Origin of the sequence: Nostoc sp. 2RC (genome assembly GCF_014222165.1) — a bacterium.
Taxonomy (GTDB): domain Bacteria; phylum Cyanobacteriota; class Cyanobacteriia; order Cyanobacteriales; family Nostocaceae; genus Nostoc; species Nostoc linckia.
This window is the reverse complement of sequence record NZ_JACKZU010000070.1, coordinates 1-25,691: the sequence shown is the minus strand read 5'-3', so window position 1 is coordinate 25,691 and position 25,691 is coordinate 1. Positions and strand designations below refer to the sequence as shown.

18 protein-coding genes are annotated in these 25,691 nt (G+C 42.1%); 6 read left to right on the top strand and 12 right to left on the bottom strand.

What is annotated here, in order from left to right; genetic code table 11:
* Window positions 1–28: 28 nt before the first annotated feature.
* Entirely contained in the window at window positions 29–292 is a 264-nt protein-coding gene (locus GNE10_RS10835) for a ParB N-terminal domain-containing protein (protein WP_185565189.1), read from the bottom strand.
* A 118-nt stretch (window positions 293–410) separates the two neighbouring features.
* Here GNE10_RS10835 and GNE10_RS10830 point away from each other — a divergent pair, with 118 nt between their 5' ends.
* Complete coding sequence (locus tag GNE10_RS10830; RefSeq protein ID WP_185565188.1) at window positions 411–2,078, top strand: SpoIID/LytB domain-containing protein; 1,668 nt, start codon at window positions 411–413, stop codon at window positions 2,076–2,078.
* Between the two features lie 345 nt (window positions 2,079–2,423).
* Here the strand turns inward: GNE10_RS10830 and GNE10_RS10825 are convergent, their stop codons facing one another.
* Window positions 2,424–2,723 (bottom strand): ferredoxin, encoded by a 300-nt coding sequence (locus tag GNE10_RS10825; protein ID WP_099072949.1) that lies wholly within the window; start codon window positions 2,721–2,723, stop codon window positions 2,424–2,426.
* Between the two features lie 383 nt (window positions 2,724–3,106).
* On the opposite strand from GNE10_RS10825, the gene GNE10_RS10820 reads away from it, so the two are divergent.
* Together GNE10_RS10820 and map are read left to right on the top strand one after the other, a co-directional pair.
* Window positions 3,107–4,135 (top strand): Gfo/Idh/MocA family protein, encoded by a 1,029-nt coding sequence (locus GNE10_RS10820; protein WP_185565187.1) that lies wholly within the window; start codon window positions 3,107–3,109, stop codon window positions 4,133–4,135.
* Between the two features lie 6 nt (window positions 4,136–4,141).
* Complete coding sequence (gene map / locus GNE10_RS10815) at window positions 4,142–4,933, top strand: type I methionyl aminopeptidase (protein ID WP_185565186.1); 792 nt, start codon at window positions 4,142–4,144, stop codon at window positions 4,931–4,933.
* Between the two features lie 478 nt (window positions 4,934–5,411).
* On the opposite strand, the gene GNE10_RS10810 is transcribed toward map, so the two are convergent.
* Window positions 5,412–6,764 (bottom strand): pentapeptide repeat-containing protein, encoded by a 1,353-nt coding sequence (locus GNE10_RS10810; protein WP_185565185.1) that lies wholly within the window; start codon window positions 6,762–6,764, stop codon window positions 5,412–5,414.
* 219 nt (window positions 6,765–6,983) lie between these two features.
* On the opposite strand from GNE10_RS10810, the gene GNE10_RS10805 reads away from it, so the two are divergent.
* Window positions 6,984–7,664, top strand: a complete 681-nt coding sequence (locus tag GNE10_RS10805) for a class I SAM-dependent methyltransferase (RefSeq protein WP_185565184.1) — start codon at window positions 6,984–6,986, stop codon at window positions 7,662–7,664.
* A gap of 165 nt (window positions 7,665–7,829) precedes the next feature.
* Here the strand turns inward: GNE10_RS10805 and GNE10_RS10800 are convergent, their stop codons facing one another.
* From GNE10_RS10800 to GNE10_RS10780, 5 genes are all read right to left on the bottom strand, one after another.
* Window positions 7,830–10,043: a tetratricopeptide repeat protein gene (locus GNE10_RS10800; RefSeq protein ID WP_185565183.1), complete on the bottom strand. Its 2,214-nt coding sequence runs from the start codon at window positions 10,041–10,043 to the stop codon at window positions 7,830–7,832.
* Window positions 10,044–10,713: 670 nt separating this feature from the next.
* Entirely contained in the window at window positions 10,714–10,884 is a 171-nt protein-coding gene (gene psb34, locus GNE10_RS10795; protein ID WP_143861837.1) for a photosystem II assembly protein Psb34, read from the bottom strand.
* Window positions 10,885–11,119: 235 nt separating this feature from the next.
* Window positions 11,120–13,261, bottom strand: coding sequence for a thiazole synthase (locus GNE10_RS10790; RefSeq protein WP_185565182.1), 2,142 nt, complete (start codon window positions 13,259–13,261; stop codon window positions 11,120–11,122).
* Window positions 13,262–13,353: 92 nt separating this feature from the next.
* Window positions 13,354–13,728 (bottom strand): hypothetical protein, encoded by a 375-nt coding sequence (locus GNE10_RS10785; protein ID WP_099071946.1) that lies wholly within the window; start codon window positions 13,726–13,728, stop codon window positions 13,354–13,356.
* A gap of 16 nt (window positions 13,729–13,744) precedes the next feature.
* The gene (locus GNE10_RS10780) at window positions 13,745–14,083 is read right to left on the bottom strand and encodes a 2Fe-2S iron-sulfur cluster-binding protein (RefSeq protein ID WP_099071945.1); all 339 of its coding nucleotides are present in this window, start codon (window positions 14,081–14,083) and stop codon (window positions 13,745–13,747) included.
* A 76-nt stretch (window positions 14,084–14,159) separates the two neighbouring features.
* Between GNE10_RS10780 and cimA the strand changes: the two genes are divergently transcribed.
* Window positions 14,160–15,845 (top strand): citramalate synthase, encoded by a 1,686-nt coding sequence (gene cimA, locus GNE10_RS10775; protein ID WP_185565181.1) that lies wholly within the window; start codon window positions 14,160–14,162, stop codon window positions 15,843–15,845.
* Window positions 15,846–16,631: 786 nt separating this feature from the next.
* Here cimA and GNE10_RS10770 read toward each other — a convergent pair.
* From GNE10_RS10770 to GNE10_RS10760, 3 genes are all read right to left on the bottom strand, one after another.
* Entirely contained in the window at window positions 16,632–17,378 is a 747-nt protein-coding gene (locus GNE10_RS10770) for a class I SAM-dependent methyltransferase (RefSeq protein WP_185565180.1), read from the bottom strand.
* Window positions 17,379–18,010: 632 nt separating this feature from the next.
* A complete protein-coding gene (gene gntT, locus GNE10_RS10765; protein WP_260446857.1) occupies window positions 18,011–19,408 on the bottom strand; it encodes a guanitoxin biosynthesis MATE family efflux transporter GntT in 1,398 nt (465 codons plus the stop codon).
* A gap of 1,389 nt (window positions 19,409–20,797) precedes the next feature.
* Complete coding sequence (locus tag GNE10_RS10760; protein ID WP_099071943.1) at window positions 20,798–21,031, bottom strand: hypothetical protein; 234 nt, start codon at window positions 21,029–21,031, stop codon at window positions 20,798–20,800.
* Window positions 21,032–21,191: 160 nt separating this feature from the next.
* On the opposite strand from GNE10_RS10760, the gene GNE10_RS10755 reads away from it, so the two are divergent.
* Window positions 21,192–23,312, top strand: coding sequence for an NAD(P)/FAD-dependent oxidoreductase (locus GNE10_RS10755; protein ID WP_185565178.1), 2,121 nt, complete (start codon window positions 21,192–21,194; stop codon window positions 23,310–23,312).
* Window positions 23,313–23,417: 105 nt separating this feature from the next.
* Here GNE10_RS10755 and GNE10_RS10750 read toward each other — a convergent pair whose 3' ends face one another.
* Window positions 23,418–24,902 (bottom strand): hypothetical protein, encoded by a 1,485-nt coding sequence (locus tag GNE10_RS10750; RefSeq protein ID WP_185565177.1) that lies wholly within the window; start codon window positions 24,900–24,902, stop codon window positions 23,418–23,420.
* Window positions 24,903–25,691 lie beyond the last annotated feature (789 nt).

Here is a 25,691-nt window from a genome sequence, read left to right as displayed (position 1 = left end):
CGTCCCCGGCTATCCCCATTCCCATTTTCTATGCCAAGTGCATCTTCAAAACGCTACGGGGTGCTTTACGAACTCTGGCTAAAACGGTTTCTTTGCCTAAACGCTGGCAAGCTTCATACCGATGGCAACCAGAAAAGCCATAATATTGTCCATCTACTTCTAGGACATCTATCGGTTCTTGCTGCCCAATCTCCGCAATCGATTCCATTAAGGTTTTTACTTTATCTGGATCGTTTGTACGGGGCAACGGGCGTTTAATCTGATTTAATGGAATTTCTTGGACTCTAACCATAAGGAGTTTATCAACTAATTCTGTTTTGTACCTTTTATTAAATCATAATCGTTATGACTTTGTTTTGCAACTGATATTTATTTGGGGCAAAACTGGTAATGGTATCATTGGAGCACTCATGCGACAAAAAGACCGGGTAACAAAGCAATTGGAAAATCAGCTCCAACGCCGCATTCCAGGGCAGAATCAGGTAGCTATGAAATTTTCCTTTTGGCGTTTTTCCTATACTCTGGTGGCGACATTTAGCTTATTGGGGCTAACTGGGGCATCGGGGCCTGAGAGCAATATTCGGGATGTGGAACTGAAAATTGGGATTGTGCAGCGATTTGGTGCCGAACCCACAGCGAAACTGCAATTGGAAGCGACAAAGGGCGATCGCTTAAAGCTAAAATTTCAAACGGGTAACAAGCAGCAAGTTGTGGTTACCAATAAGCCTGTGAAGTTGGAAACACAGATGCAAACTCTACCCCAGCCAGCAGTAGAAGAAGTGGTGGTCTTGGGTACATACCGCACCTTTGAAACTGCGGAGGACAGTGCAAAAAAATGGCGCTCCCAAGGAATGGAAGTGGAAATAGCCCAGCCAGAACGCTGGCAGGTTTGGGCGAAACGCGACGTTTACAGCACTCCTTTATTGCGACGCATATTGTTGCAGAACATCCAAGCTACTAATCAAGAAAAAGCATATCTTGATACCAAAATTTTGAAACAAGTGCCGCGAGTGACTTGGGTAGTGGATGGTAAGCACTACAACCCCAATGAGTTAGAAATTAGCACCGAGAAAAACTTGATTCGGGTAAATAAAAGCGATAAACCAGAGAATGCTCGTCTCTATGCAGGACGGCTAAATTTACAACCAAACGCTTATGGTACATACACTTTAGTTAACCAAGTACCCTTAGAAACTTATTTACGTGGGGTTGTGCCTTATGAAATAGGTACTAATGCACCAACAGCAGCCTTAGAAGCGCAAACAATTCTGGCTCGTACTTATGCCTTGAGAAATTTACGTAGGTTTGCCGCAGATAACTATCAGTTGTGTGCTGATACACACTGCCAAGTTTATTATGGATTGAATGGAGCAGCAGCCAAAACAGACCAAGCGATCGCTGCAACTAGGGGTAAAGTACTAACTTATAAAAACGAACTAATAGACGCTTTGTATTCTTCCACCACTGGTGGTGTCACCGCCTCCTTCAGTGATGTCTGGAATGGTGAGGATCGTCCTTATCTGCGTCCTGTAGTTGATGCTGCTACTAATCTTTGGAACTTATCAAAGCAAAGTTTAGCCGATGAAAAGAACTTCCAAAAATTTATTAACATACAGCAAGGTTTTAATGAAAGCAAGTGGAACGTGTTTCGTTGGCGCAGAGAAACCCGTTTAGAGGACATTATCAAGGATTTACAGAAATTTTTGCTTTCTAAAAATAGCCCTCATGCCAAATTTAAGACAATTCAAGCTATGGCTGTGGTGAAACGAAGCGAGAGTGGACGCATCCTCGAACTCGCAGTCAAAACTGATATAAGTACCTTTACTCTTCATAAAGACGAGGTTCGCAGTGCTTTTGCTGCTCCCACAAGTACACTTTTTTATATAGAACCTTTAAACAAAGGTAAACCAGAACTATGGGGATACGCCTTTATTGGTGGTGGATTAGGACATGGAGTCGGCTTGAGTCAAACTGGCGCTCAAAATTTAGCTAAACTCGGTTGGCCGAATCAGAAAATTCTGCAATTTTACTATCCTGGTACTGAGATTAAAATTCTCACTCCAGAAATTAAGCTGTAAAGTGAATTAGGGAACTGCAAAAAATAAATTATTCCGTTTTCAGGGTTGACTGTTGACTGTTGTAAGGAGTGGGGTCGGGGAAAATTCACCAAGTTTTACGCATTTATACAGTTAAGTACTGTATAATAGAACATTGCTATTGGCGGGGTTGGAGCAATACGCATATTAATAAAGCAGGAACATAACGTTGATTGTGTTCCTGCTTTGTTTAAGATTAGGCTTTTCGTCAAACTATCATGAGAAAGGACACATACTATCAGGAGAATATTTCTCCCAATTTCGTTGCTTGTATTATTTGAACATCAGTAACTCTTGCAAGAGATTTATTGTTGAAAGGCCTAATTCTTAATAGAGTTCTTCTTCTTTGTGAGTTTCGATTGTGACATCAGAGGTTGGGTAAGCAACACAAGTGAGTACGTATCCAGCTTCTATTTGATCGTCATCTAAAAATGACTGATCGCTTTGATCGACGCTGCCTGATACGAGTTTACCTGCACAGGTGGAGCAAGCACCAGCACGGCAAGAGTAGGGTAAGTCAAGACCAGCTTCTTCAGCAGCGTCTAAGATATATGTATCATCATCAACATCAATGACTTTGTTTAGCCCTTCAGCTTCGTTTACCAGTGTGACCTTATAAGTTGCCATCAGGTAATCCTCTCTTTTTGAAACGGCAGTATAAGTTATGCTAAAGCAAATACCACGGTCGATCTCATAGGATTAGCCGCCCTTTAATATTTGCTTCAATTCTGATACTACGAGAAAAATTAGACTATGTAACTTTAAATTGACCGCGATTAGTAATGAAATTTAGTTACTTCCTACGAATAAGTTTTGTTTATATATTCTTGAGTCTAGTCAGGGTGTGATGGGGCATTGGGCATTGGGCACTTGTACTGAGCGTAGCCGTTGGTGCAGCCTCTCGCAGAGAAGTATTGGGCATTGGGCAGGGAAGAATAAATAACAAATCCCCAGTCATCACTCATCACTCAACAGTCATTAGAGGATAAAAACCAGAACTAGTGAGGATCGTGTATAATTCAGAAGCAACTTTGGAAAAAGCAAGAGTGCGTGTAGGTTTAGTAGGTACTGGATATGCAGCAAAGTTTCGGGCTGAGGCGTTGCTGAATGATGAGCGAATGCAGGAACGGCGAGCTGCACGATCGCACTTAGTCGCTGTTGTTGGTCATAACCCAGAAAAAACCCAAAGCTTTGCTAGAGAGTACGAAATTGTAGCTTTGAGTTCTTGGAAAGAGCTAGTAGAACGCCAAGATATAGATTTAGTGGTGATTTCCACTGTGAATCGCGATCATGGTGAGATTGCTCGTGCAGCACTTACCAACGGTAAACATGTTATTGTCGAGTATCCACTGTCGTTGGATGTGGTAGAAGCTGAAGAACTGATTGCCTTGGCTAAAGCTCAACACAAACTTTTGCACGTGGAACACCTGGAACTTTTGGGTGGCGTGCATCAAGCTTTGAAGCAAAATTTAGCCAAAATTGGTGAAGTATTTTATGTCCGCTATAGCACCGTCAATCCCCAGAATCCTGCACCCAGGAAATGGACTTATAATCATGAGCTTTTCGGTTTTCCGTTAATTGGTGCCTTGTCGCGCCTACATCGTCTAACTGATTTGTTTGGTAAAGTATTTAGTGTTAACTGTCACCAGCGATATTGGGAAACAGAATCAGAATATTATCAAGCCTGTTTATGCACTAGTCAACTGTGCTTTACCAGTGGACTTTTAGCCCAAGTAGTCTATGCCAAAGGCGAAACTGTTTGGCAGTCAGAACGCAAGTTTGAAGTTCACGGTGAAAAGGGTGCTTTAATTTTGGATGGTGACACAGGAGCTTTCATCCAGCCAGGGGAAACAACACCTATAGAGATTGGCCCCCGTCGGGGTTTGTTCGCCAAAGACACAATTATGGTGTTAGACCATCTTTTTGATGGCACTCCTTTGTACGTGACCCCAGAAGAAAGTTTGTATACCCTCAAAGTTGCTGATGCTGCCCAAAGAGCTGCACTGTCAGGGTTAACTATATATATGAAAGATGTTTAGATTAACATGAAAACCGAATTTATTGTTATATTATCCCAACGAGAATTAGACAAAATGCGTCAAGCAGGACGCTTAGCAGCCAAGCTTCTCAAACATCTCGAACCAATGGTAAAGCCAGGGGTTAGCACTCTAGAACTTAATGATGAAGCCGAACGTTGGACGCAAGCGCATGGAGCAAAAAGCGCACCCCTTGGTTATAAAGGTTATCCCAAGTCAATTTGCACTAGTGTAAATGAGGTGATCTGTCACGGTATTCCTAATGGCAAGCAAATCCTCAAGGACGGTGACATCATTAATATTGATGTGACGCCCATTGTTGAAGGTTATCATGGCGATACATCCAAGACATTCTTTGTTGGTACTCCATCCCCAGTAGCGAAAAAGCTGGTGGAGGTGACAGAAAAGTGTTTGCGTTTGGGCATTGCGGAAGTCAAACCAGGGGCACGCATTGGCGACATTGGTGCAGCTATTCAAGAGTATGCCGAAGCACAAGGTTTTTCTGTGGTGCGGGATTTTGTGGGACACGGCATCAGTAATATTTTTCACACTGCGCCGGATATTCCCCACTATGGCACGCGGGGTAAAGGCAAGCGACTCAGACCAGGGATGGTTTTTACCATTGAGCCAATGATTAACGAAGGGACTCACGAAGTTGAAGTTCTCAGTGATAAGTGGACTGCTGTAACGCGCGATCGCAAGCTTTCTGCCCAATTTGAGCATACCTTAGCTGTGACTGAAGATGGCGTTGAAATTCTTACTCTACCTGAAGGCGAGAATTACTGGGGGGTTGATGGTTGACGGTTGACGGTTGACTGAGCATCTCCTAGCCCTTTAGATGAAAAATGCTGTAATTCATGATTCAAATTCTGGCTGCGGAGAACAGTGACGAGGTACGGATAATATTTTGAAACGCATACCGCCAAAGGCTGAACCCGCAGGGTAGGGACGCGGAGTAAGGTGCAGCGAAAAGTTTCGATCCAAGGAAGCCTTATACCGATTCAAAAAATGTTTGCGACAGATACCCCACCCGCCTGACGGCACCCTCCCCTTGCCAAGGGGAGGGTTGGGGAGGGGTCTTGTCTATGTGTTGCATTATTTTTTCAAATTGGTATTAGATCCGAACTTTTCAAGACAGCCCAGATGAAAACATTTTTCATCACCATATATGTAAGTAGTTATTATGTGTTGTCTGTTCCCTGTACCCTGTTCCCTGTTTTCTACTTACAAATCATAGGTACACAGAGATTTGTATCTCAGCAGACTAGGAAACGCTAAACTATCGTCCCAATTTATTGGGAATACCTTCACAACCACCAGGAATAGTGGCTCTGGTTGCTTCGCCACCCCAAGCACAACAGTAGTATTTAACGGAATCAGACATTCTTTGCACGTCGGTGAAATCGGCTCTTTCCACCACAGCGCCAGTTTGTTCGCCTGTTTGATAATCTGGTGGTTCGGTGCGACTGCGGGGTGATGCTTTATCTACTACACCGTAGAATAGACGAACTCCGTTAAAGTCTGCACCAGTAAGATTAGCTTCATATAAAATTGTGCGGGAGAGGTTGGCTTTTACTAAGTCACAGCCAACTAGATTAGCGCGGACAAGATTAGCTTCGCTGAGGTCAGTCCAACGCAAATCGGTACCAGAAAGGTCGGCTGCTGCAAGCATTACCCCTAAATCGATGACACGTACACCTTCTACACGGTCTTCTGCGTAACCACCGATACCATCGAGAATAGCTCTACCTAATCGACTGTCCCGTTTTAGGGGTGATAACAGCTTGGAACGAGAGAGAAAGCGGAGAATTTTGGCTTTACCACTGCCATCAACACTACTTAAAATTGCCGCAGTGCGTCCTTCTGCGATCGCTCTTTCTTGAGGCCAATCTTCTAGTAATCCTTCTTCATCTAATACTAAGTCGGAAACGCCTTGGAAATAGGAATCAATCGTTTGCTGCTGGGTGATAATATTTTGCTGGACTGTTAAGAGATTTTGTTGAATTGTCAGGTCTTTGGAAATTACGTATTGTCGCCAAGCTACGTAAACGGCAATGATGGCGATCAAAATTTGCCCTAAAGCCCCAAACCATTCAGCTAAGCTACCAGAAGTTTCCCAGTTAATCTGGCGTCCTACAGCAAGTAAGCGATGGCCGATACCTGTAAACCGAATCAAGCCGATGATGGCGATTATTAGCCCGAAAAACCCGACAAATAGTGTCCGTTCTATAGGTGAAAACCACTCCTCGAAAACCTCTAGCAACCAAGGCAATAATATTGCTAGGGATAACAGCAAAGTTAGCAGGGTTCCCACAAGACCGACAATCCAGTTATTGAGAAGAATACCCAGAAAAATTGCGGCGATCGCCACAAACATCAGCAGCAATGCTCTAGGTTTGACTGTGAATTGCTTGGCTAGGGATTGTCTAAAGCCAGAACGAGCTTGTTTAAGAGCTGTAGTGTGTTGCGGAGATTGTAAAGACGAAATAGCCGCTAGCGCTTGTTGTGTGGCTAGTGCTTCCGAGGTGAGATGATTTTCGGTTGCACCAGTGTCAAAGTCATCTGGCTGCAAGTTATGTTCGGGGATAGGTTCTGGGGTTGGTAGATTTGAGGAATTCGATTCATTCGTCATGTTTTCTATTTTGCCCCAGCAGACTCAGTTCCACATCTGTTTTATCAGAAATTGGACGCAGTTATAGCTAGCGGTGTGAAGTTTACATTTGGTTACACAGTTGAATAGCGATCGCTCCACTGCTCATGTTATCAGTAAGCGACATTTTTTTGTTACAAATATTAACGCAGGTCAAATCTATTAAAATAAAAACTATTGCCTCTATTAACAATTAATATTATGAATATTCAAGAAGCTTTTAATAACTCTGCCGCAGATTACGATCAATTGCGTCGTATTTTAATACCCTGTTTTGATGATTTTTATAAAACAGCAGTTGAAATTATTCCAAATAATCGCTCGGCATCACTGAAAATTTTAGATTTGGGTGCTGGTACTGGACTCTACTCAGGTATGGTTCAATCAGTCTTTCCTAATGCCGAATTTACCTTACTGGATTTAGCTTTTGAGATGCTGGAAAAAGCTCAGTTGCGATTTAATAAGATGGGAAAATTTCCCCGAATTTTAATTGGTAACTATGTAGAAGTTGATTTGGGCGATTCCTACGATCTTGTTATATCAGCCTTATCCATTCACCATTTGCCAGATTCTGATAAGCAAAGTCTCTATCAAAAAATTTACAATATTCTCAATCCCGGAGGAATGTTTGTTAACGCCGATCAGGTATTGGGTAAAACTACTGATTTAGAAAAACTCTATCGTCAACACTGGCTGAATTCCGTACTTGCTTTGGGTATTTCACACGAGGATCTTAAGGCTGCACAAAAACGCATGGAATACGATTGTATGACACCCTTAGATGTTCAACTTCGTTGGTTAGAAGCCGCAGGGTTCCAAAATGTGGACTGCTGGTACAAAAATTTTAGCTTTACAGTATTTGGTGGGTATCGACCAATTTAGCTTTCAAAAGCTTGTTTAGAACTCATTAGGAATTATGCAACGCCGATATTGTCATTGCCACCGGAATGTCTACGTTAAAAATTGACTTTGACAAAGAATTAAGCCTGAACTGAACCGTATTGAGTTCTAATTTCCGAATTTTAGACTTCATTCAAATGTCTTCAATTATAGCTTTGATAAAATCTCCGGCAACAATTGACTTGGAACTTTCGATAAAGCCAGATTTTGTCCCTGTATCCCTAATTCATTATGAAAAGCCCGAATAGTTTTCACTATGTAAGCAAAGGTTGTTTGATAAGCTTCTGGTTGTTTACTCAATCCATTTAAAGCTTGTAAATGATGCTCTAATGCTATTTCTAAATGTTGAGAACGTGTTATTTTATCACCATTAAAAGACTTGTCGATTACTAGCTGATGGTGTGCCAATCCCAAATTATTATGAGAAGCAAGCAAATCAAAACTTAAAGGATTGCCGCTAAGTGAATGAGCCAAAGCTATGGCTTCTTCGTAAGCATCAATGCATAATTGGAGATATTTTTGTCGTGCTTCTTTAGTGGTTTGAGATAAATTTGCTAAATGCCAATAAGCTGTCCCTAAATTATTTTGCGTTGCAGCACAGGCACCAGGAACATTAGCTGGAGTGCGATATATCAAAGCTTCGTTATAAACATTAATAGCTTGTTGTAAATTTTCGGCGGGTTGTTCGTATTGTGCCAGATTCCAATAGGCAGTACCGATGTTGTTTTGAATCATGCCATATTTGAGTGGTTCCTCTTGGGGGTTGTAGTGTACGAGTGCTTGGTTGTAAGCTGCGATCGCTTTCTTTAAATGCACAATTGGTTGATTATATTGCCCTAAATGCCAGTAAGCAGTACCTAAATTATTTTGGCAGGCAGCATACTTTAATGAATCCATATCCGCTGTCCGGTAATTGAGGGCTTCGGTATAAGCTAAAACTGCTTGTTGCCAATTTTCAGCCGCATGAGAAAAACGAGCTAAATCACCATAAGCTGTCCCTAAATTATTTTGCACGCGAGCGTAAGTTTCCGTATGTGTTTCGGGTGAAATTGTATCTAACGCCAACTGATAAAATTCTATTGCTTGTTCTATATACGTTTGTCCCTCTTCAGAATTAGGTGGTGTGCGGGATAACATCCAATAAAGTGTACCCAAGTCATTCAAAATATCTGGGATTTGTGGTGAAGTTTCGTCGTAACTAATTGCTTCTTGATAAGCGATAATTGCCACCATCAAGTTTTCTAAAGTTGACTCTCCTTGCTCAATACGAAGACGGTATAAGTTACCCAAGCGATGATAAGCTTCTGCAAGAATTTCTCCAGAAACTTTCTGTACATGTAATTCTTCAATATCCAACAAAATTTGCTGTGGTTGCCAGCGTTCTTCTGAATCTTGAATAATCTTAGTGTTGATTGAAGCAAATACTAATTCCGTTAATTCGCTGCTAATATGAGACAAAGAAGACAGCAATTGCCCATCGTTTGCACTGCCAGATCTAGTAGCGGATTCTTGCTGTTGTGGCACAGTCTTTGATAAATCTACGATTGATGGCACTGCTTGTTGGCTTTTATCTAGCCTATTTTTTGATGTCTGTGCTGGAGAATCAGAATTATTCTCAAATTTTAATTCACTAACTGTTGGTTTAAGTTCTGCTTGACTAACAGATTCATCTAAAATTGAATGCTCAAGATTCCCCACATCCAAACTTCTAGAATTAGAAAGACGTTCTGGATAGCCTGAATTTTGAGTTGCTGGTGTTGGTTCCCCAGCAAAAACAAATACCCCAGTACGGCAACGCCAAAACTGTGGCGCTGATTGTTGTATAGCAGACAGCCAAGGACGCGGTACCCACAACACCAAGTTAGATTCTAAGAATCGACTAGACTCTTGAGTAGAGAAATATTGCTCGCTTAACCGGAGATAATGCAAAAATAAACGCTGTGTTGCCACTGGTTGCTTGGTCAGCTGCTCCACCCCTACAATCTGAAATGCTGGTATTGGAGAAGGTCTTCCTGGAGTATCTTTTGATGCTCCAACAATTGGCGGTGGATAATTGGCTAACCATTGATTAATTTGAGCGACAGGATTGGGATCGGTTAAATTTAAACGTAACGTCACTAATCGCGGATAAGCGGGAGTGCTATTTTCTTGGGCATTTGCTGGCTGATATAGCACTTGTCCCACAGGATAAGCCAATGTAGAATGCAAACGTGCTGCTACTTGGTTTCTCAAGTGTAAATCATCACATACAGCCAAGAAAAGTTGTCGCCGTAAACCAAGACTCAAAGCAAGTTTTAAGCGCTGGTAAACTTGCCGATTCCAAGTAAAATTATCGTTGTGTGCAGTATCATTCACGCTCATGGCGGCTATAGAGCCAAAATGCAGTGTACATCATCTTTGTGGGTGCATCGAAGTCAAATAAAAATTTGATGATGAAAGTGATTTGGAAGTAGATCTTCTGCTGCTAAGGATAATAGGGATTTGGGATTTTGCGAAAAGTTTGTAGACACTTGTGTAGTTTTCCCCAGGGTGCAGAGATTTCCTTCATAGTTCTGAAGGGTCTTGCAGTGGGGAGCGGAGCTTTTGAAGAAGAATTTTCGATTAAAAGCCTTAATTATATATTGGAACTCCAGACAAGACTATTTTAGGGCTTACCCACTGAAGCTTGAAACACAGATTCTCCCTAAACCCTTCTTAAACGGGACTTACGCAAAAATAACGTAATTTCGTCATTACAAACGATAGCGTGGTAATCCCCCCTGACGCGGGGATTGCTTCCCTACACTGCGTTTCGGTCGCAATGACAATATCGGCGTTGCGTAAGTCCTGTTAAAAAGACAACAATTTCTAAAGCCCGCATCTGGGTTTGAGGATTCAAGTGCGTAAGTCCTGCCCCAGTCAACAGTCATCAGTCAACAGTCAACGCTTCCTGTTTCCCCAATGACTAATAAAAAAACAGGTTCCATTTTTAATAGGAACCTGAAAAACCACAAAAATGAAATTTTATTAAAATGTTTTACATTCAACCGTTTTAGGAAACTAAGAAAGCGACTGAAATCAAGCCACCAACCAAAGCAATAGCAGCTATTCCTAGTAAGATATAGGTTCGTTTTTGCCCTTCTGTAGGAGGTTGTGCTTGATAAATCTTTGGTTCTTTAGCAAAATTGTTCAGGCGACCGCCTTCTTCGGTTGTGTAAGGCATGAATTATTTCCTTTATATTTATTCTTCATTTAATGTTACATAAATTATAGAACCGCCCGAAAATTGATAGACAAATCGTTACATTTATCGGTATGGGAGATGAGGGGCAGGGGAAAAGGTTAAAGGGAAAAGGTTAAAGGGAAAAGGGAAAAGGAATAAATTTAATCTTTCCCCTTTCCCCCTTACCCTTTCCCCATACCCAATGCCCAATGCCCGATGCCCAATGCCCCATTCCCTAACTAGTAATCGTTCCACTCAGGGGGGAACTAGCACTGGCGTAGTCTTTGATGGGCATTCTGCCGGCAAGGTAGGCTAAGCGACCGGCGATTGTTGCTAAACTCATGGCACGAGCCATTGCTGCGGGGTTTTGAGCAAGAGCGATCGCGCTATTAATCAACAAAGCGTCTGCCCCCAATTCCATTGCTTGGGCGGCTTCTGAGGGGGAACCAATGCCAGCATCTACCACCACTGGTATGCCTGCATTTTCAATAATGATTTGGATGTTGGCGGTTGTTTTTAGTCCTTGTCCAGAACCAATGGGCGACGCTAAGGGCATGACTGTAGCACAACCTACATCTTCTAATCGCTTGGCTAACATTGGATCGGCGTTGATATACGGCAATACTGCAAAACCTTCTTTAACTAGTTGTTCTGCTGCTTGCAGTGTGCCGATGGGGTCTGGGAGTAAATATTTAGGGTCTGGTATTACTTCTAACTTGACAAAATTATTATCTTCTTGTCCCAACAATTTCGCCATTTCTCGTCCCAAACGCGCTACTCGAATGGCTTCTTCGGCAGTTTGACAACCTGCGGTGTTGGGTAACATCCAAATTTTTTGCCAATCCAAGGCTTCTGCTAAACCTTCGTGTCCGGGTGCTTTAGTTTGTACTCGTCGCACTGCTACGGTAACAATTTCGCATTCGCTGGCGGCGATGCTTTGTTGCATTTCTTCAATGCTGCGATACTTGCCAGTTCCTGTCATCAAGCGGGATTGGAAGGTTTTGCCTGCAATAGTTAATGGGGAGCTTGTAGAGACGTGATTCATCGCCTCTGCGGTACGGTGTCCGTTGGAGAAATTAGCCGAGTGAGTGAGCATGGGAGTGCGGGTAGATGGCTTGGACTGGAACCGAGAATAATGGAAATGACTCAGTAGGGGGTCAGTTTTTTGTTCTAAAATGAAATCGGCGATCGCTAGTGCTGTTACAGGTGCAAGTAGAATGCCGTTGCGGTAATGACCAGTGGCCAAGGTTAAATTTTCACAATGGCTTGCTCCCAGGATGGGTAATTCATCCGGAGTGGCTGGGCGAAATCCGCACCAAAATTCTTGAATCGGATAATTCTTTAATTGCGGATAAAGCCGCATGGCAGCTTGTAATAATGTTTGAATGCCCTCTGGGGTGTTGTGGGGTGTAAAACCAACATCTTCATTGGTTGCGCCAATAATTAGAGAGCGATCGCGTCTCGGTACAATGTAAATATTTTCTCCAAACAAAATTCGCTGCAATGGCAATTCTGGCTGCAATTCCGGTACTCTTAGACTCAGCATTTGCCCTTTTCTGGGGCGTACTGGTAGCGGTAATAACTCATTTGACCAAGCACCAGAAGCTAAAACATAGTGGGCGGCGCGAATTACTCCAACATTGGTTTGCACGCCAACAACTTGTCCCTGTTGTTGTAAAAATCCTGTTACTGTAACGCCATCTTTGAGTTCAACACCAAAGGACTCAGCCGCTATCCGCAAGACATGAGCTAGAGCCTTATTATCAACTTGTGCATCCTCCGGATACCACCAGCCACCAACCACTTCTACTCCTAATCCCGGCTGATATTGGTGAATTGCTTCTTTGTCTAACCAGTAAGCGGGGGAAGAAGACGCAAAGACTGGGTGACGCGGTGACGTGGTGAAAGAAGAAGACGCGGAGACTGGGTGACGCGGTGACGCGGTGAGTAATTTCTCCGTGTCTCCGTGTCCCCGCGTCCCCGTGTCCTCTTTCCCCGTGTCTCCCTGTCCCCGCGTCCCCGTGTCCTCTTTCCCCGTGTCCCCGCGTCCCTGAGTCCCCGTGTCCTCTTTCCCCGTGTCCTCTTCAAAAACGGGTGTGAGGATACCACAAGGCCAATAGTTCGTATTTAAGCCTGTTAATTCTTCGAGTTTGCGCGTCCAATCGGCATATAAAGCACGCGATCGCCAACACAAGGAACGCATTGCGCCATCGGGGATTTTTTCGGCATCGGGCGCTAACATTCCGGCGGCGGCGTGGGTAGCAGCAGCCTGAAAATCACGACAAAGCACGGTGACATTTGTCCCGCGCAGTTTAAGTTCAATGGCGATCGCTAAACCAATAACACCGCCACCAATAATTACAATTTCACTAGTCATTAGTCATTTAGTCATTGCTCATTAGCCATCGATCGTTAGCGCATGACTAATAAATCATAACTAATAAAGTAATAACTAAAGACTAACAACCTTTACCACAAAGCTCGAATTGGCTCGTTGCTAGAACTGGTGTTTGATGGTGTGTCTGTTCCAGAAGTTTCTGTATCAACCTCTGTTGTAGTATCAGAAGGATTTTGAGCAACGCTACTTCTGTTGTCGGGTCTTGGGGCTACAATAGAGCGTCTATTTCCCTCTGTTTGGGTTGTTTCAGTTTCGTCAGTTGCAGTTTCATTGTTCTGGCTGCCAGCACTGCTATTAACATTAATATTAGCTGGTAGAACTTTTGCTGCTTTGCCACCAGGATTGTTGGCGGTTTGTACGCCCATTGGAAAGTTGATGCCTAGTAATGTACCAAGCAGAATGGCTAGACCTCCAGCCATTAATATTAGGGGTGTCCATCTACCCATCTTGTTTTACTCCTTTTTAACCTTTTGGTGTCCACACTATTCGAGAACCTTGTCCCCAAAATCCATCAAATTTTGTTACATTCACGTCGCCTAAAATCTGCGTTTGGCAAGCTAGACGCAAGTCTTTTGTAGGAGAATGGGGAGGAAGGGAACGACGCGTGCGATCGCGCCAATTCACAGCTGATACTTCGCCCTCTACCTTAACCGCGCAAGTACCACAACTGCCAATACCCCGACAGTTTATTACCTTAGCACCGTCATTGTAGAGGTCAATACCATTTTGCAGCAAAATTGTGCGGAGATTACTTCCTTGCTCGCACTCAATTGTTTTACCTTGAGCTAGTACCTTAGGCATTTTTTAAATTGCCAAATTGGCTTTTTGTTGTATATTGACATATTGCCTCGAAAGTTGTCTCGTCAGTCCGAGCTTTATGACCACAAATTACTCTCCTCAACTTTGGCTCTATGACACTACATTACGGGATGGCACTCAGCGCGAGGGGCTATCTGTATCGATAGAAGATAAGTTACGCATTGCCAAAAGACTCGATCAACTGGGCATTCCCTTTATTGAAGGCGGTTGGCCTGGTGCTAATCCCAAGGATGTACAATTTTTCTGGCAACTCCAAGAAGATCCGCTCAAACATTCAGAAGTTGTCGCTTTTTGTTCGACTCGACGCCCCAATACAACTGCTGCCGAAGAACCGATGTTGCAGGCAATTCTGGCGGCGGGAACTCGCTGGGTAACAATTTTCGGCAAGTCTTGGGATTTACATGTCACAGCTGGACTCAAGACGACGTTAGAAGAAAATTTAGCAATGATTCGTGACACAATTGAGTACCTCCGTTCTCAAGGGCGTCGCACAATCTATGATGCCGAACATTGGTTTGATGGCTATAAACACAATCCAAGTTATGCTTTACAGACATTAGAAACAGCGATGGCATCTGGCGCTGAATGGCTTGTGTTGTGTGATACCAATGGCGGTACTTTACCCCACGAAGTTAGCCAAATTGTGCAAACTGTCATTAGTCATTTGTCATTAGTGAGCCAGTGCGTTGCGGAGGTTCCCTCCGTTGAAGCAACTGGCGTCATTGGTCAAGAAACAATGACAATGCCCCAAATTGGAATTCACACTCATAATGATTCAGAAATGGCCGTTGCTAATGCCGTGGCAGCTGTGATGGCAGGGGCAAAGATGGTACAAGGGACAATTAACGGCTACGGCGAACGTTGTGGTAATGCTAACCTCTGTTCGTTGATTCCCAATTTACAACTTAAACTGGGTTATAGTTGTATCGCAGAAGACCAGCTAACACAACTTACAGAAGCAAGTCGTTTTGTGAGTGAGGTGGTTAATCTTGCTCCTGATGAACACGCCCCCTTTGTTGGACGTTCGGCTTTTGCACACAAAGGTGGTATTCATGTATCCGCCGTAGAACGTAATCCCCTGACTTACGAACACATTCAACCAGAACAAGTGGGGAATCGTCGCCGGATTGTGATTTCCGAACAATCGGGACTCAGTAATGTTTTAGCTAAAGCCCGCAGTTTTGGCATTGAATTAGACCAATTAAAAGCAGAGGCTAAACAAATTCTCCAGCGCATCAAAGATTTGGAAAGTGAAGGATTTCAATTTGAAGCAGCAGAAGCCAGTTTTGCCCTGTTGATGCATGAAGCTTTGGGAGGACGCCCCAAGTTTTTTGAAGTCAAAGGTTTTCAAGTCCACTGTGACTTGATTGAGGGGAAAGAAGCCAGCAACGCCCTAGCTACAATCAAAGTCGCTGTGGATGGTAAAAATATTTTGGAGGCGGCGGAAGGTAACGGCCCGGTTGCGGCGTTGGATGCGGCTTTACGCAAAGCTTTGGTGAACTTTTATCCCCAAATTGCAACTTTTGATTTGACGGACTACAAAGTGCGGATTCTCAACGGACATACGGGCACTGCTGCCAAAACCCGCGTGTTGGTAGAATCGGGCAATGGTCATCAACGCTGGACAACGGTAGGAGTTTCTACCAACATCTTGGAAGCCTCCTATCAAGCGGTGGTGGAAGGGCTGGAATATGGTTTGTTGTTGCACTCCCAAGCCGCAGCCGCCGTGAAAGCTTCTAGTTGACAAAAATAGCTATGTGGTGTGATAGAGTTGATGACAAGGGAGGCGATCGCCTCCCGTTATCCTATACTTAAGTTTATAAAAGTCTAGAAAAACTAAGCATTTTGGATTTTATCTAGGAAGAGTAATTAAAGAGACCATTCATAAAGTAAATTTTGTGTCAGTCCCCTACAAAAATTTTATTTTACTTTCTAATAAATAGACTCAAAGAGAGCTAAAACCTGGCAACAGATTCAAACCTTGCAACCAAAGCTATGTCTGAACTTTAAAAAATTACGTAGCTTACTTCCGGCTTTATAGGTATAGGAATAGACAAGACCGTTAGGACATCAACAGATCCTAAAACTTATACCAATCTGAAAAAAGAATGCGACACATGGAACAAACCCCTCCCTAACCCTCCCCTTGCTAAGGGGAGGGTGCCGTTAGGCGGGTGGAGTATCTGTCGCAAACATTTTTGGAATCGGTATTAGATACAAAAAGACTTTTCACCCAGTCCCCAGTCTCTTGCTATATTACGAATTAATATAGGAATCCGATTTGATAATTGAACATACTTGTGTGGTGCGCGTTCGCGCAGCGCAAGCGCGATAGGGAGGGAACAGGGAACTCTTAACAGGGAAAAGAAAGTAGAAGCGTACCTAGTTTTTTTCAAAAATCAAATAAGAATTCTATATAAGTCCTAATAGTATAAAACAAGAATATTTTTCTCACTTATGAAAAATTATGGTTAATTTTTCCCAGAGATACTTAATAAATGTTTGTTTCCGATCTCTGGAAAAATATTAGCTACATCTTATGGCAAACAAAATATGTAGAGCCAGCCATTTCAGATATTTTCAAATCGTGCTTTTCATCAAATATACCGATCTCTTTAAAACCTGCCTTTTCTAAGACCAACTGAATTTCGTTTCTGGTATAGATTTTGTCTATAAAAGTCATATCAAGGCGTTTCCATCGATCCTCTACTAATGAAAAAGTAGTCAAATTACACTTAGCTATTTTTTCTATTGCATCATGGGTAGTATGAGTAATAGAAACATGGTCATCATTTTTTTCAAAATAAAAATTATCACTCCAATACTGCTGATACATCTCTTCTAAAAACATATTGAGAAATAATATTCCGTTTTTCTTCAGTGCTTTATATATGTTCTGAGCAACGCGATTTATTTCCTCAATGTTCATTATATGAGAGAGAGCACCTGTTGAAACGATTCCATCAAAAGTAGAAGTAAAATCTAAATCGACTGCACTAACCATGAAAAATTCTGCTTCTGGAGCATTCATTCTTGCATAATTCAACATTGCTTCGGAAATATCAATTCCAGTTACTTTATATCCTTTAGTTATGAGATATTTTACCAATTGTCCAGTACCGCAGCCAACATCAAGAAGGTTCGCTTCACTATCTAGATGTGGTAGTAGCAACTTTTCCATAGCTGGTAAATAATTCTTGAAGCATTGTGCAGCCACTTTTTCATTATAGATTTTAGCGATAGGATCGTAACCATGTTCAGCAGTATTAAACTTCATAAGCAGCGACATCTTTAGTTGAGATTTCAAAGATGAATTAATAATAGCTTGTAATTTACAAATTACAAATTAAAATTATACTAACTCATGATTTGATTTATTAATAATTGCTTTTTAAATTCAACTGTACTCAATCGTGTATAGAGCCTTTTAATTTTAAAATTTTGATCTTTTTAGCTTTGACAAGCTACTAGATTTCTTATATCTTCTGAAAAGCTCGGTAAGTGTGACTCTGATTTTTTTGTTATTTCATTTTCATCCTATCAAGGTAAGTAATACTACTTTTTAATGATTTTGTTACTTTGCGAATAGTGTCTTAATTCCATCCTAATTATGATTGTGCAAGTCTCTGCTTTAATTGAGACTTTTTATAAAGTAAAAATAAAATTTTTGTAGGGTGTGTTAGGGACGTATTTCGAGATTAACAAGCGCCATAAATATGAAATGAGCGCCTAACGCACCATGTTGTATATCTGTGCGTGACAGTAAAGCCATAATGCAACGCCAGTTATGAGCGCAGAAGCCGCCGCTCATCCTACCTCCCATATTTAAGATTTACTTTATAAATGGTCTCTTAGACCTCAATCCAGAACTGTTTATGCCATAAATTTATGCTGTGGTGAACTTTATTGTTAATTGCATAATTTATTTTCTGGAAGTGTTTCATTAATCACCGATTCTGATAGTGTTGGGTGCGGAATTTGGAATTCAAATGTCCTCGGTACTTGTATCCCAAACAGCACCATTCGCATTAGTAAAAACAAGGACAAAGCCAACCACAAGATGTGGTTAGTGTTAGTATGAAAAGAAAAGGCGGCGATATTCGCAGGTAGAAATCCTAGAGCAAAGGAGGCAAAGCTAACATTGCGAAGAGTATGCCCTTCTGTTAAGCCCAAGAAGTACCCATCCAGAATATAAGCAACTGAACTAAATCCCAACATGGGTAGTAACCAAAAAACATAAATATCAATTTGTTCAGTGATTTCGGTGTGGTTGGTTAATAGCCCAAATACAGTTTGAGGAAATAGCACACACACAAGAGCGGAAATGAGTCCCACTAGTAAGCTCGTTCCCACAGAAATCCTAACTAAAGCTACTAGCTGCTCGGAAGCTTGTTTCGCTTTAAAGTTTCCGCTCAGGGCTTCAGTGCCAAATCCCACTCCTTCAACAAAATAACTACTCAAGAAAATTACTTGTAAGAGTAAGGCATTTTCAGCATAAATAATTGTCCCCTGTGCTGCACTTTCGTAGTTGAAGATTAGCAAAGTTAAGATAAAAATAAAATTGTTGACAAAGATGTTTCCACCTAAGTTAAAACTGGAGATTATAGCTGAAGTATCCAAAATTTTCGCAGCTACAGTTCGTAATTCTTGCCACTTGATTTCTACGCATAAAACAATTAATCCCACCAACAGAGTCAGATACTGGCTCGTAGAATAAGATACTCCAGCCCCCATACTTTCCCAACCCCACCGAATAATTAACAAGTAATCAAGTGCGATATTGGCAACATTACCAACTAGGGACAATAGCACAACTAAGCCATTTTTTTCCCGTCCTATAAACCAACCTATCAAGACGAAGTTCAGCAAAACGGCAGGCGTTCCCCAAATTTGGGCGTTGAAATAGGCAATACCTGAAGCTTCGATCTGTGGGTTAGCATTGAGCAGGCTAAACCCAAGTTCTTGCAAAGGGTACTTTAGGCTGATGATGGTAACACCTAGCACTAAAGCAATTAAAGCATTACGCAATACTACTAGTAGCATTGCTTCCCGGTCGTCTCGTCCTACCGCTTGAGCAGTCAGTCCAGTGGTACTCATTCGTAAAGAGCTTAAAAGCAGAAAGACCAAGCTAGTCAGGTTTCCTGCTAGGGCAACCCCTGCTAGGTGATGGATTTCTGACAGATGACCCAAGAAAGCCACGCTCAGCGTATTCGCCATCGGTACCATAATGTTAGAGAGGACATTGGCGATCGCCAGTCGGAAGAAGCGGCCCACGAGGTCATCCTCGTTTGGGAGTGCCTGATTCATAGATTGACTTGTGCTGTTTTCCATCAGAATTTTTACTTAAAAATCGCAACTTTTTATACTACTTTACATTTATCAACAGGGCAAGAGTATTTGAGAGCAGAAAAGGACGTAAAGCACTCATGTGCTGTAGTTGAGCTGCCATTGCACAACTGTATAGGTGTAATTCTTGATAAGTTAAACTGGTCAACCTCGTTTCATTGCCTTCTAGAAAAGTAAAGGTGCTTCGTTCTAGCTGTGTGTAGCTTCGTAACGCAACAGTTACACTAACGTCAAAGCGTTACTATAACCCTCTGGAACATTTTTATAATAGTTAGCTACTTTGCTCGTCATTGCAAAATTAATAAATTTATCTTCTATAAATGTCGTTATCTATATATTCATGAAATTGCTTTATTCCAATACTTAACTATCCATACAATATCTGCTGATTACACTCTTTCATTCTATAAAAAAGCATAGAATTTGACAAAGATTTTAATAATTAACTGGGTCGTTGTAAATATTTTTAGTTTAAATTAGCAAAGGTTTATCAACCAGAATCTATTATATAAATAGGTTGTAGCCTAATTAATTTTTCTTTATATAGTTTCTTTTTATCGTGCCCACTTGTTTAATCTAATTAATCTTAAATGTAATTTTTAGTTGAAATTTATATATTTTTCTGGTCTTGGCACTTATCTAATATGTCAACAATCTCAATTATTCGCCTGCGAAACAAGCGAACACGCGTTCATTATTAACGTTTTGATAATTTAATAATTTTATTATTTTATATCAGCTTTTAAAATTAATAATTCTTCCTGATAATCAAAATAATTTGGTAAAATCACTAGCTTGACAAAAAAAGACTCCCAGTGCAAGCCAGGAGTCCTTCCCCTTAAGAAAGTTTAAAAGCCTTGTATGCTTCTTTAGCAACCTTAACCTCGATCTCTTTCATTTGGTTGCTTGTTCAGAACTTACGCAGGCTTGGTTGTCTGTTGAGACTGGGTGTAAGGGTGTAAGGGTTGTAAAGCCCTATACCCCCACACCCTTCCCCAAGCTCTTGATTTTTCGTATCACTGCCTAAGTCCTATTGTTGTGAGGCGTGAATCTAAAGTAACAAGCCAATCCAGACAGATAATCATCTCATCTAATAGCGAAAATGCGTAGGCACAGCCCGCCGCAGGCATCGCTAAAATTCTAATATTTATAGCAGTTGAAGCATAGTTTAGGACATAAGCTTACGCTAAAACCCAGATACTAAGACTTTAAAGCTTGTTTCCTGCGCTGCACTGAAGCTTGTCGTACCCCTACTCTTAAGCAAGCTACACAGAGCGTCTCCAAGAGAAGTGTTGCCTATTGCCTGTTCCCTACTATATATGTATATGCTCAACCGCAGATAGCACAATTCTAAGAGAACTTTTCCCAGGCTTGGGCAACTAACTGGCTCAACCAACGGCGTTGTTGCTGGTCTAGCAAAGGATCTTCCGCTAACACCTGAGCAGTTAATTCTTCCAAAGATTGACCCTGAGCGCGGACAATTTTAACAACTCCAGCGATGGCACTGGCAACTAATTCTTCATCAATGGGCTGTTGTCGCAGAGCTACAATTTCCTGGGGGCTGTCTGGAATGGGATAATTCATGGCGTGGGTTTACAGTTTTACAAAATGAACAATAAATTTGACAAAATCTTAAAATTTCTTCACCGAATCTTTACGTAACTATTAGGGCGGAGTTTACCTTATTTCGTGCCTTCATAAAATCTGTCTAAGTGAATAGATCCATCGGAGATGTCAGGAAAAGATGAAAGAAATCCTTTATTTAGAAGTTCCAACTGCGGATATCGCTGCTGTGCGTCAGTGGTTGCAAACAGATTTTCAGCCGGGATATGGGGAAAAAGTGCTGACAACAGAAGGCTTCCGCCTCAAAATTACTAACGCTACTACAACTGCTGGCGCGGCGATTTCCCAAAACTTGCCTGAAGAACTTTCTGTATTTACTTGGTCAGTGCAACGAACTACTTACCTAAAAGTGTTTCGTTGGGCAGAAAAACCCTTTCCTCAAGAAAAAGAAATCCTGCAACAACTAACCAAAGAAATCAGAAGCCGTTTTCCGCATCATTATCCTGAACCCCCAGCAATTGATTTATCACAGCAATCGATTTTTGAGGCTCTAGCTCCCTACTATCCCCTCACCGTCAAGTATTTTCAGAAAATGCCCAACGGAGAATATGACCTTAAACGCGCCTACTGGTGGGAACAGCGATGGCGTCAAGGGGTACGAAATCCGCAGCAGCCGCAACAGGTGGTGTTTTCGAGGACTGGGGACTGGGGAAATGGAGACAAGGGAGACAAGGGAGACAAGGAATCCATAACCAATGCCCAATACGACATCATCTACATTGGTGGCGCACTAGGCGTTATCCATGCAGCAGTGATGGCAAAACTGGGATATAAAGTCTTGCTGGTGGAAAGAATGCCATTTGGGCGGATGAACCGAGAATGGAATATTTCCCGCGATGAAATTCAAAGCTTGCTTAACCTGGGTTTAATCACCCCCGCAGAGTTAGATACCATCATTGCTAGAGAATACAAAGATGGATTCAATAAGTTTTTCGATGCTAATAATCCAAGGAAACTGCGATCGCCTGTATTGCACACACCCACAGTGCTGAATTTAGGCTTAGATTCCGAAAAGTTGCTGCAACTATGTGGGCAAAAGTTGCAAGCAGCAGGCGGTCAAATTTGGGATGAAACAGAGTTTATCCGTGCAGATATAAATGAATCACAAGTTGTCTTAAAAGTCAAGCATCTATGTAGTGAAATTGAAAAACAAGTAAGTGGTAGACTACTGGTAGATGCGATGGGAACAGCTTCCCCCATTGCTTGGCAATTAAATGGCAACCGTGCCTTTGACAGCGTGTGTCCCACAGTGGGAGCGGTCATTGAGAGCGGATTTGCACCGGAGGTATGGGATTCGGAATTAGGAGACGTTCTTAACAGCCACGGGGATATTTCGCGGGGAAGACAGTTGATTTGGGAGTTATTTCCCGCAGCAGGAGATGAACTGACGATTTATTTGTTTCATTATCACGAAGTCAATGCTCAAAACCCTGGTTCCCTGCTGGAGATGTACGAAGACTTTTTCACAATACTGCCAGAGTATCGCAGATGCGATATGGACAAATTGGTATGGAAAAAGCCGACATTTGGGTATATACCGGGGCATTTTAGTACTGGGAGTAGCGATCGCCAAGTCGCCTTCGATCGCTTAATTGCCATTGGTGATGCTGCATCGCTGCAATCTCCCCTAATTTTCACAGGTTTTGGTTCCCTGGTTCGCAACTTAGAGCGCTTAACGAAACTCTTGGATATAGCTCTCAAGTATGACTTATTGAGCTTCCAACACTTAAATCGAATTCGCGCCTACCAAACCAACGTTTCAGTCACATGGTTATTTTCCAAAGGCATGATGGTACCCACAGGGAAATTTTTACCACCGCAACGAGTGAACGCCATGCTTAACACCTTCTTTGGACTGTTAGCAGAAGAACCTCTAGAAGTGGCAGATAATTTCATCAAAGACAGATGTGATTGGTTTACCTTTAACCGCCTAGCACTCAAAGCAGCCAAGAAAAACCCAGCCTTGCTTCTCTGGATTTGGCAACTTGCTGGTTCTAAGGACTTAGTGCGATGGCTTGGTAGTTATTTGACTTTTTCTCGTCATGCCCTAATTAGTACTTTACTGAGTGCTTGGTTCCCACAGTTTTTGAACCAAGTAGGTTCTTGGCTAGAAAAGAGAAATCCGGCCCTATGGCTGCGCCTGCAAGCAATTAACTACGCCATCGCCACAGGCAAACCGCGATCCGCCAGTGAGTTCGCAGAAACTAGCCCAAAAGCCATTATTGAGAAATTTAGTCATTAATTATTGGGCATTGGGCAAAACCCTTCGGGTAGGGAAAAGGGAAAAGGGAAAAGGGTAGATGAGGGATTTTTCCTTTCCCCTTTGCCCTTTGGCGAAGCCTCTCCCTCACCCCTTCGTCCCCTTGGGTGGAAAATTCGGTAGTTCCACAGATGCTAATGACTTGCGTCCTTTGGGTGGACGCTGGGGATAAACTACGGGTGAGGGTGAATTGGCTTCATTGGCATTGTCGCCTAACAATTCTGGCGGTAAATCCGGCTGTGTCATTTGTGGAACTTCTGACCAGTAGTCTTCAGTTTCTTCGACAAATATCTTGGGGCTAGATGAAGTGGGTGTAGTTGTGGGTGGGTTGATTTCTATGTGCAACTGCTCTTGTTTTGGATTTTCTACTTCCCCATCATCTTCTAGAATTGTTGCTACAGTTTCCCACACAGGGGCATCAGCCACATTACTATCCACATCTGTTTTCGCTGTAGCTGATGATGTAGATGCAGGCTGGGAGTTAAAGAACATTTGGATGAGACTATCTAATTGCTGGTTTAAGTTTGATGACTCTACAGGTGAAACGGTTTCTGTTGTATCTGGAGAATCATTAATTTCTGGAGAGGAAGGTGGTTGCGCTGATTTTGTCACGTCTTCCTTTACTGACCAGTTCCAAGAGGATGAAGAAGTGGGAGTGGGTTGATTGGTTTGGAATGGCAGGGTTGGTGACGGTTCTGCCCAAGAATGATTGGGATTATCACTCAAGGATTCTGATTCTGCTGACCAAGGTTTAATTGGCTGTGCATTGGGGAACAAAGAACGAGCTTTTCGAGAAAATCTTCCTTGTGTGGAAGTGATATCTTTAGGATGTTTTGCAGTATCTTCTAGGGAATCATAGCCAGGAACGGGTGTGTCTAAGCACTTTTCCAGAGCCGCCTTAAATTGCAAGGTCTGGCGTTGTTGGCGCATGAGTCTAGTGCGTAATTCGCGGCAAGCATTTTCTGATTGCAATAGTTTCTGAGACTGTTCGTCGTTGTTCGTGTGTAGCAACGTACATTCTCGTTCTAGCTGGGCAAGGCGTTGCTGACTAATTTGTAGCTGTGCTTTGTGAGTTTCAATAAAAACTTCTTGGCGTTGAACAGTTTGTACGGCAGTTTCTAATTGTTGAAATAGCGACTTTATCTGTTCTTGAGCCGCAGCTAATTCCTGAGCTTGTTGGTTGAGCATGGACTCGGTGACGCTGGAACGCGTTTTCTGCCACTGCAAAACCTTTTCAGATTCGGCGAGGTTGTCTTTTAGCTGCTCTACTTGTTCGTACAACTGATTGTTAGCCCCACGCAATTCTTCGTTCAATGCCAGCAACTTCTGAAATTCGGAGTCAACAAGTGCTTGTTTACCGCTGTCAGGCTCTGCAACCCAGTCCTGCTGGGTAGTATCTTCCGAAATTTGTGTATCTTCAGCTGGCATGAGCAATGGCAATTGGGAAATCGCCGTATTGTCATTAGGCATAACAGAGTAGAAGGGACAATTCGCCTGCTTTGATTGTGGCGAATCAGCAGAATTTAGGGATTCCATCGCAGTCCCCTTATTTAAGATGTCAGCTTCATTCATCACTCTTGACCCACTCGCTTAAAAATATTCAGCAGCGCTGGCGTTAGCATTGCCGATAGACTTGTGTCCGATCGGGATTTGCTCTAGAAGCTAAGTTTAACTCTCTCTCAGGATAGAGTAATTAGTCATCAATCGGTATTACCCATTTTTTATCTAGACTGATGCCGTTATAACACTATGAGGCTCTTTCCCGTCAAGAATAGGAAAGCTTGGGAAAGTAGGTAAATGATGAGATGAGGCAGAGGCTAAAGGCCAGACTTGAAAACTCAATTGGATTGCTGGATTTAGTTTTTTATTGTGAGATGACTTTGTATCATATTGTTATTTTTAATTCTATCCATCCAAAGATATACCTTAGACATATTTTGGGACGCGTTTTTCTATTGATTTATTTGTTACTTAAGATTGGTATCTGTATCAACATTTAATATTCCATAGAATTTTTGGGTTCTGGGCGATCGCTATCTCATCTCAGTAACTAACTAAGGGGTTTTGCTGCAACCTGTTTTGTCATGAAATTTTAACAATTAAGAATAAATACTGAATAGATCCATAAAATAGGGTAATAAATTTTGCCAGTATAAAAGTAAAACTTTTTTTAAGATTGCTCTTAACTTTGCACAAGGTTTTTTCGCCATCGACATATAACTGGTAAGAATTGTAGGCTTAATTAGCCAGAAGCTCTTTTTATTTACTTACATTCAATTCATGAAGTTTATTTGATAACTACAAGAAAACTAACTTAAGTATACTTAACCACATCAAATAATTTATTACTAAGTATAAAAA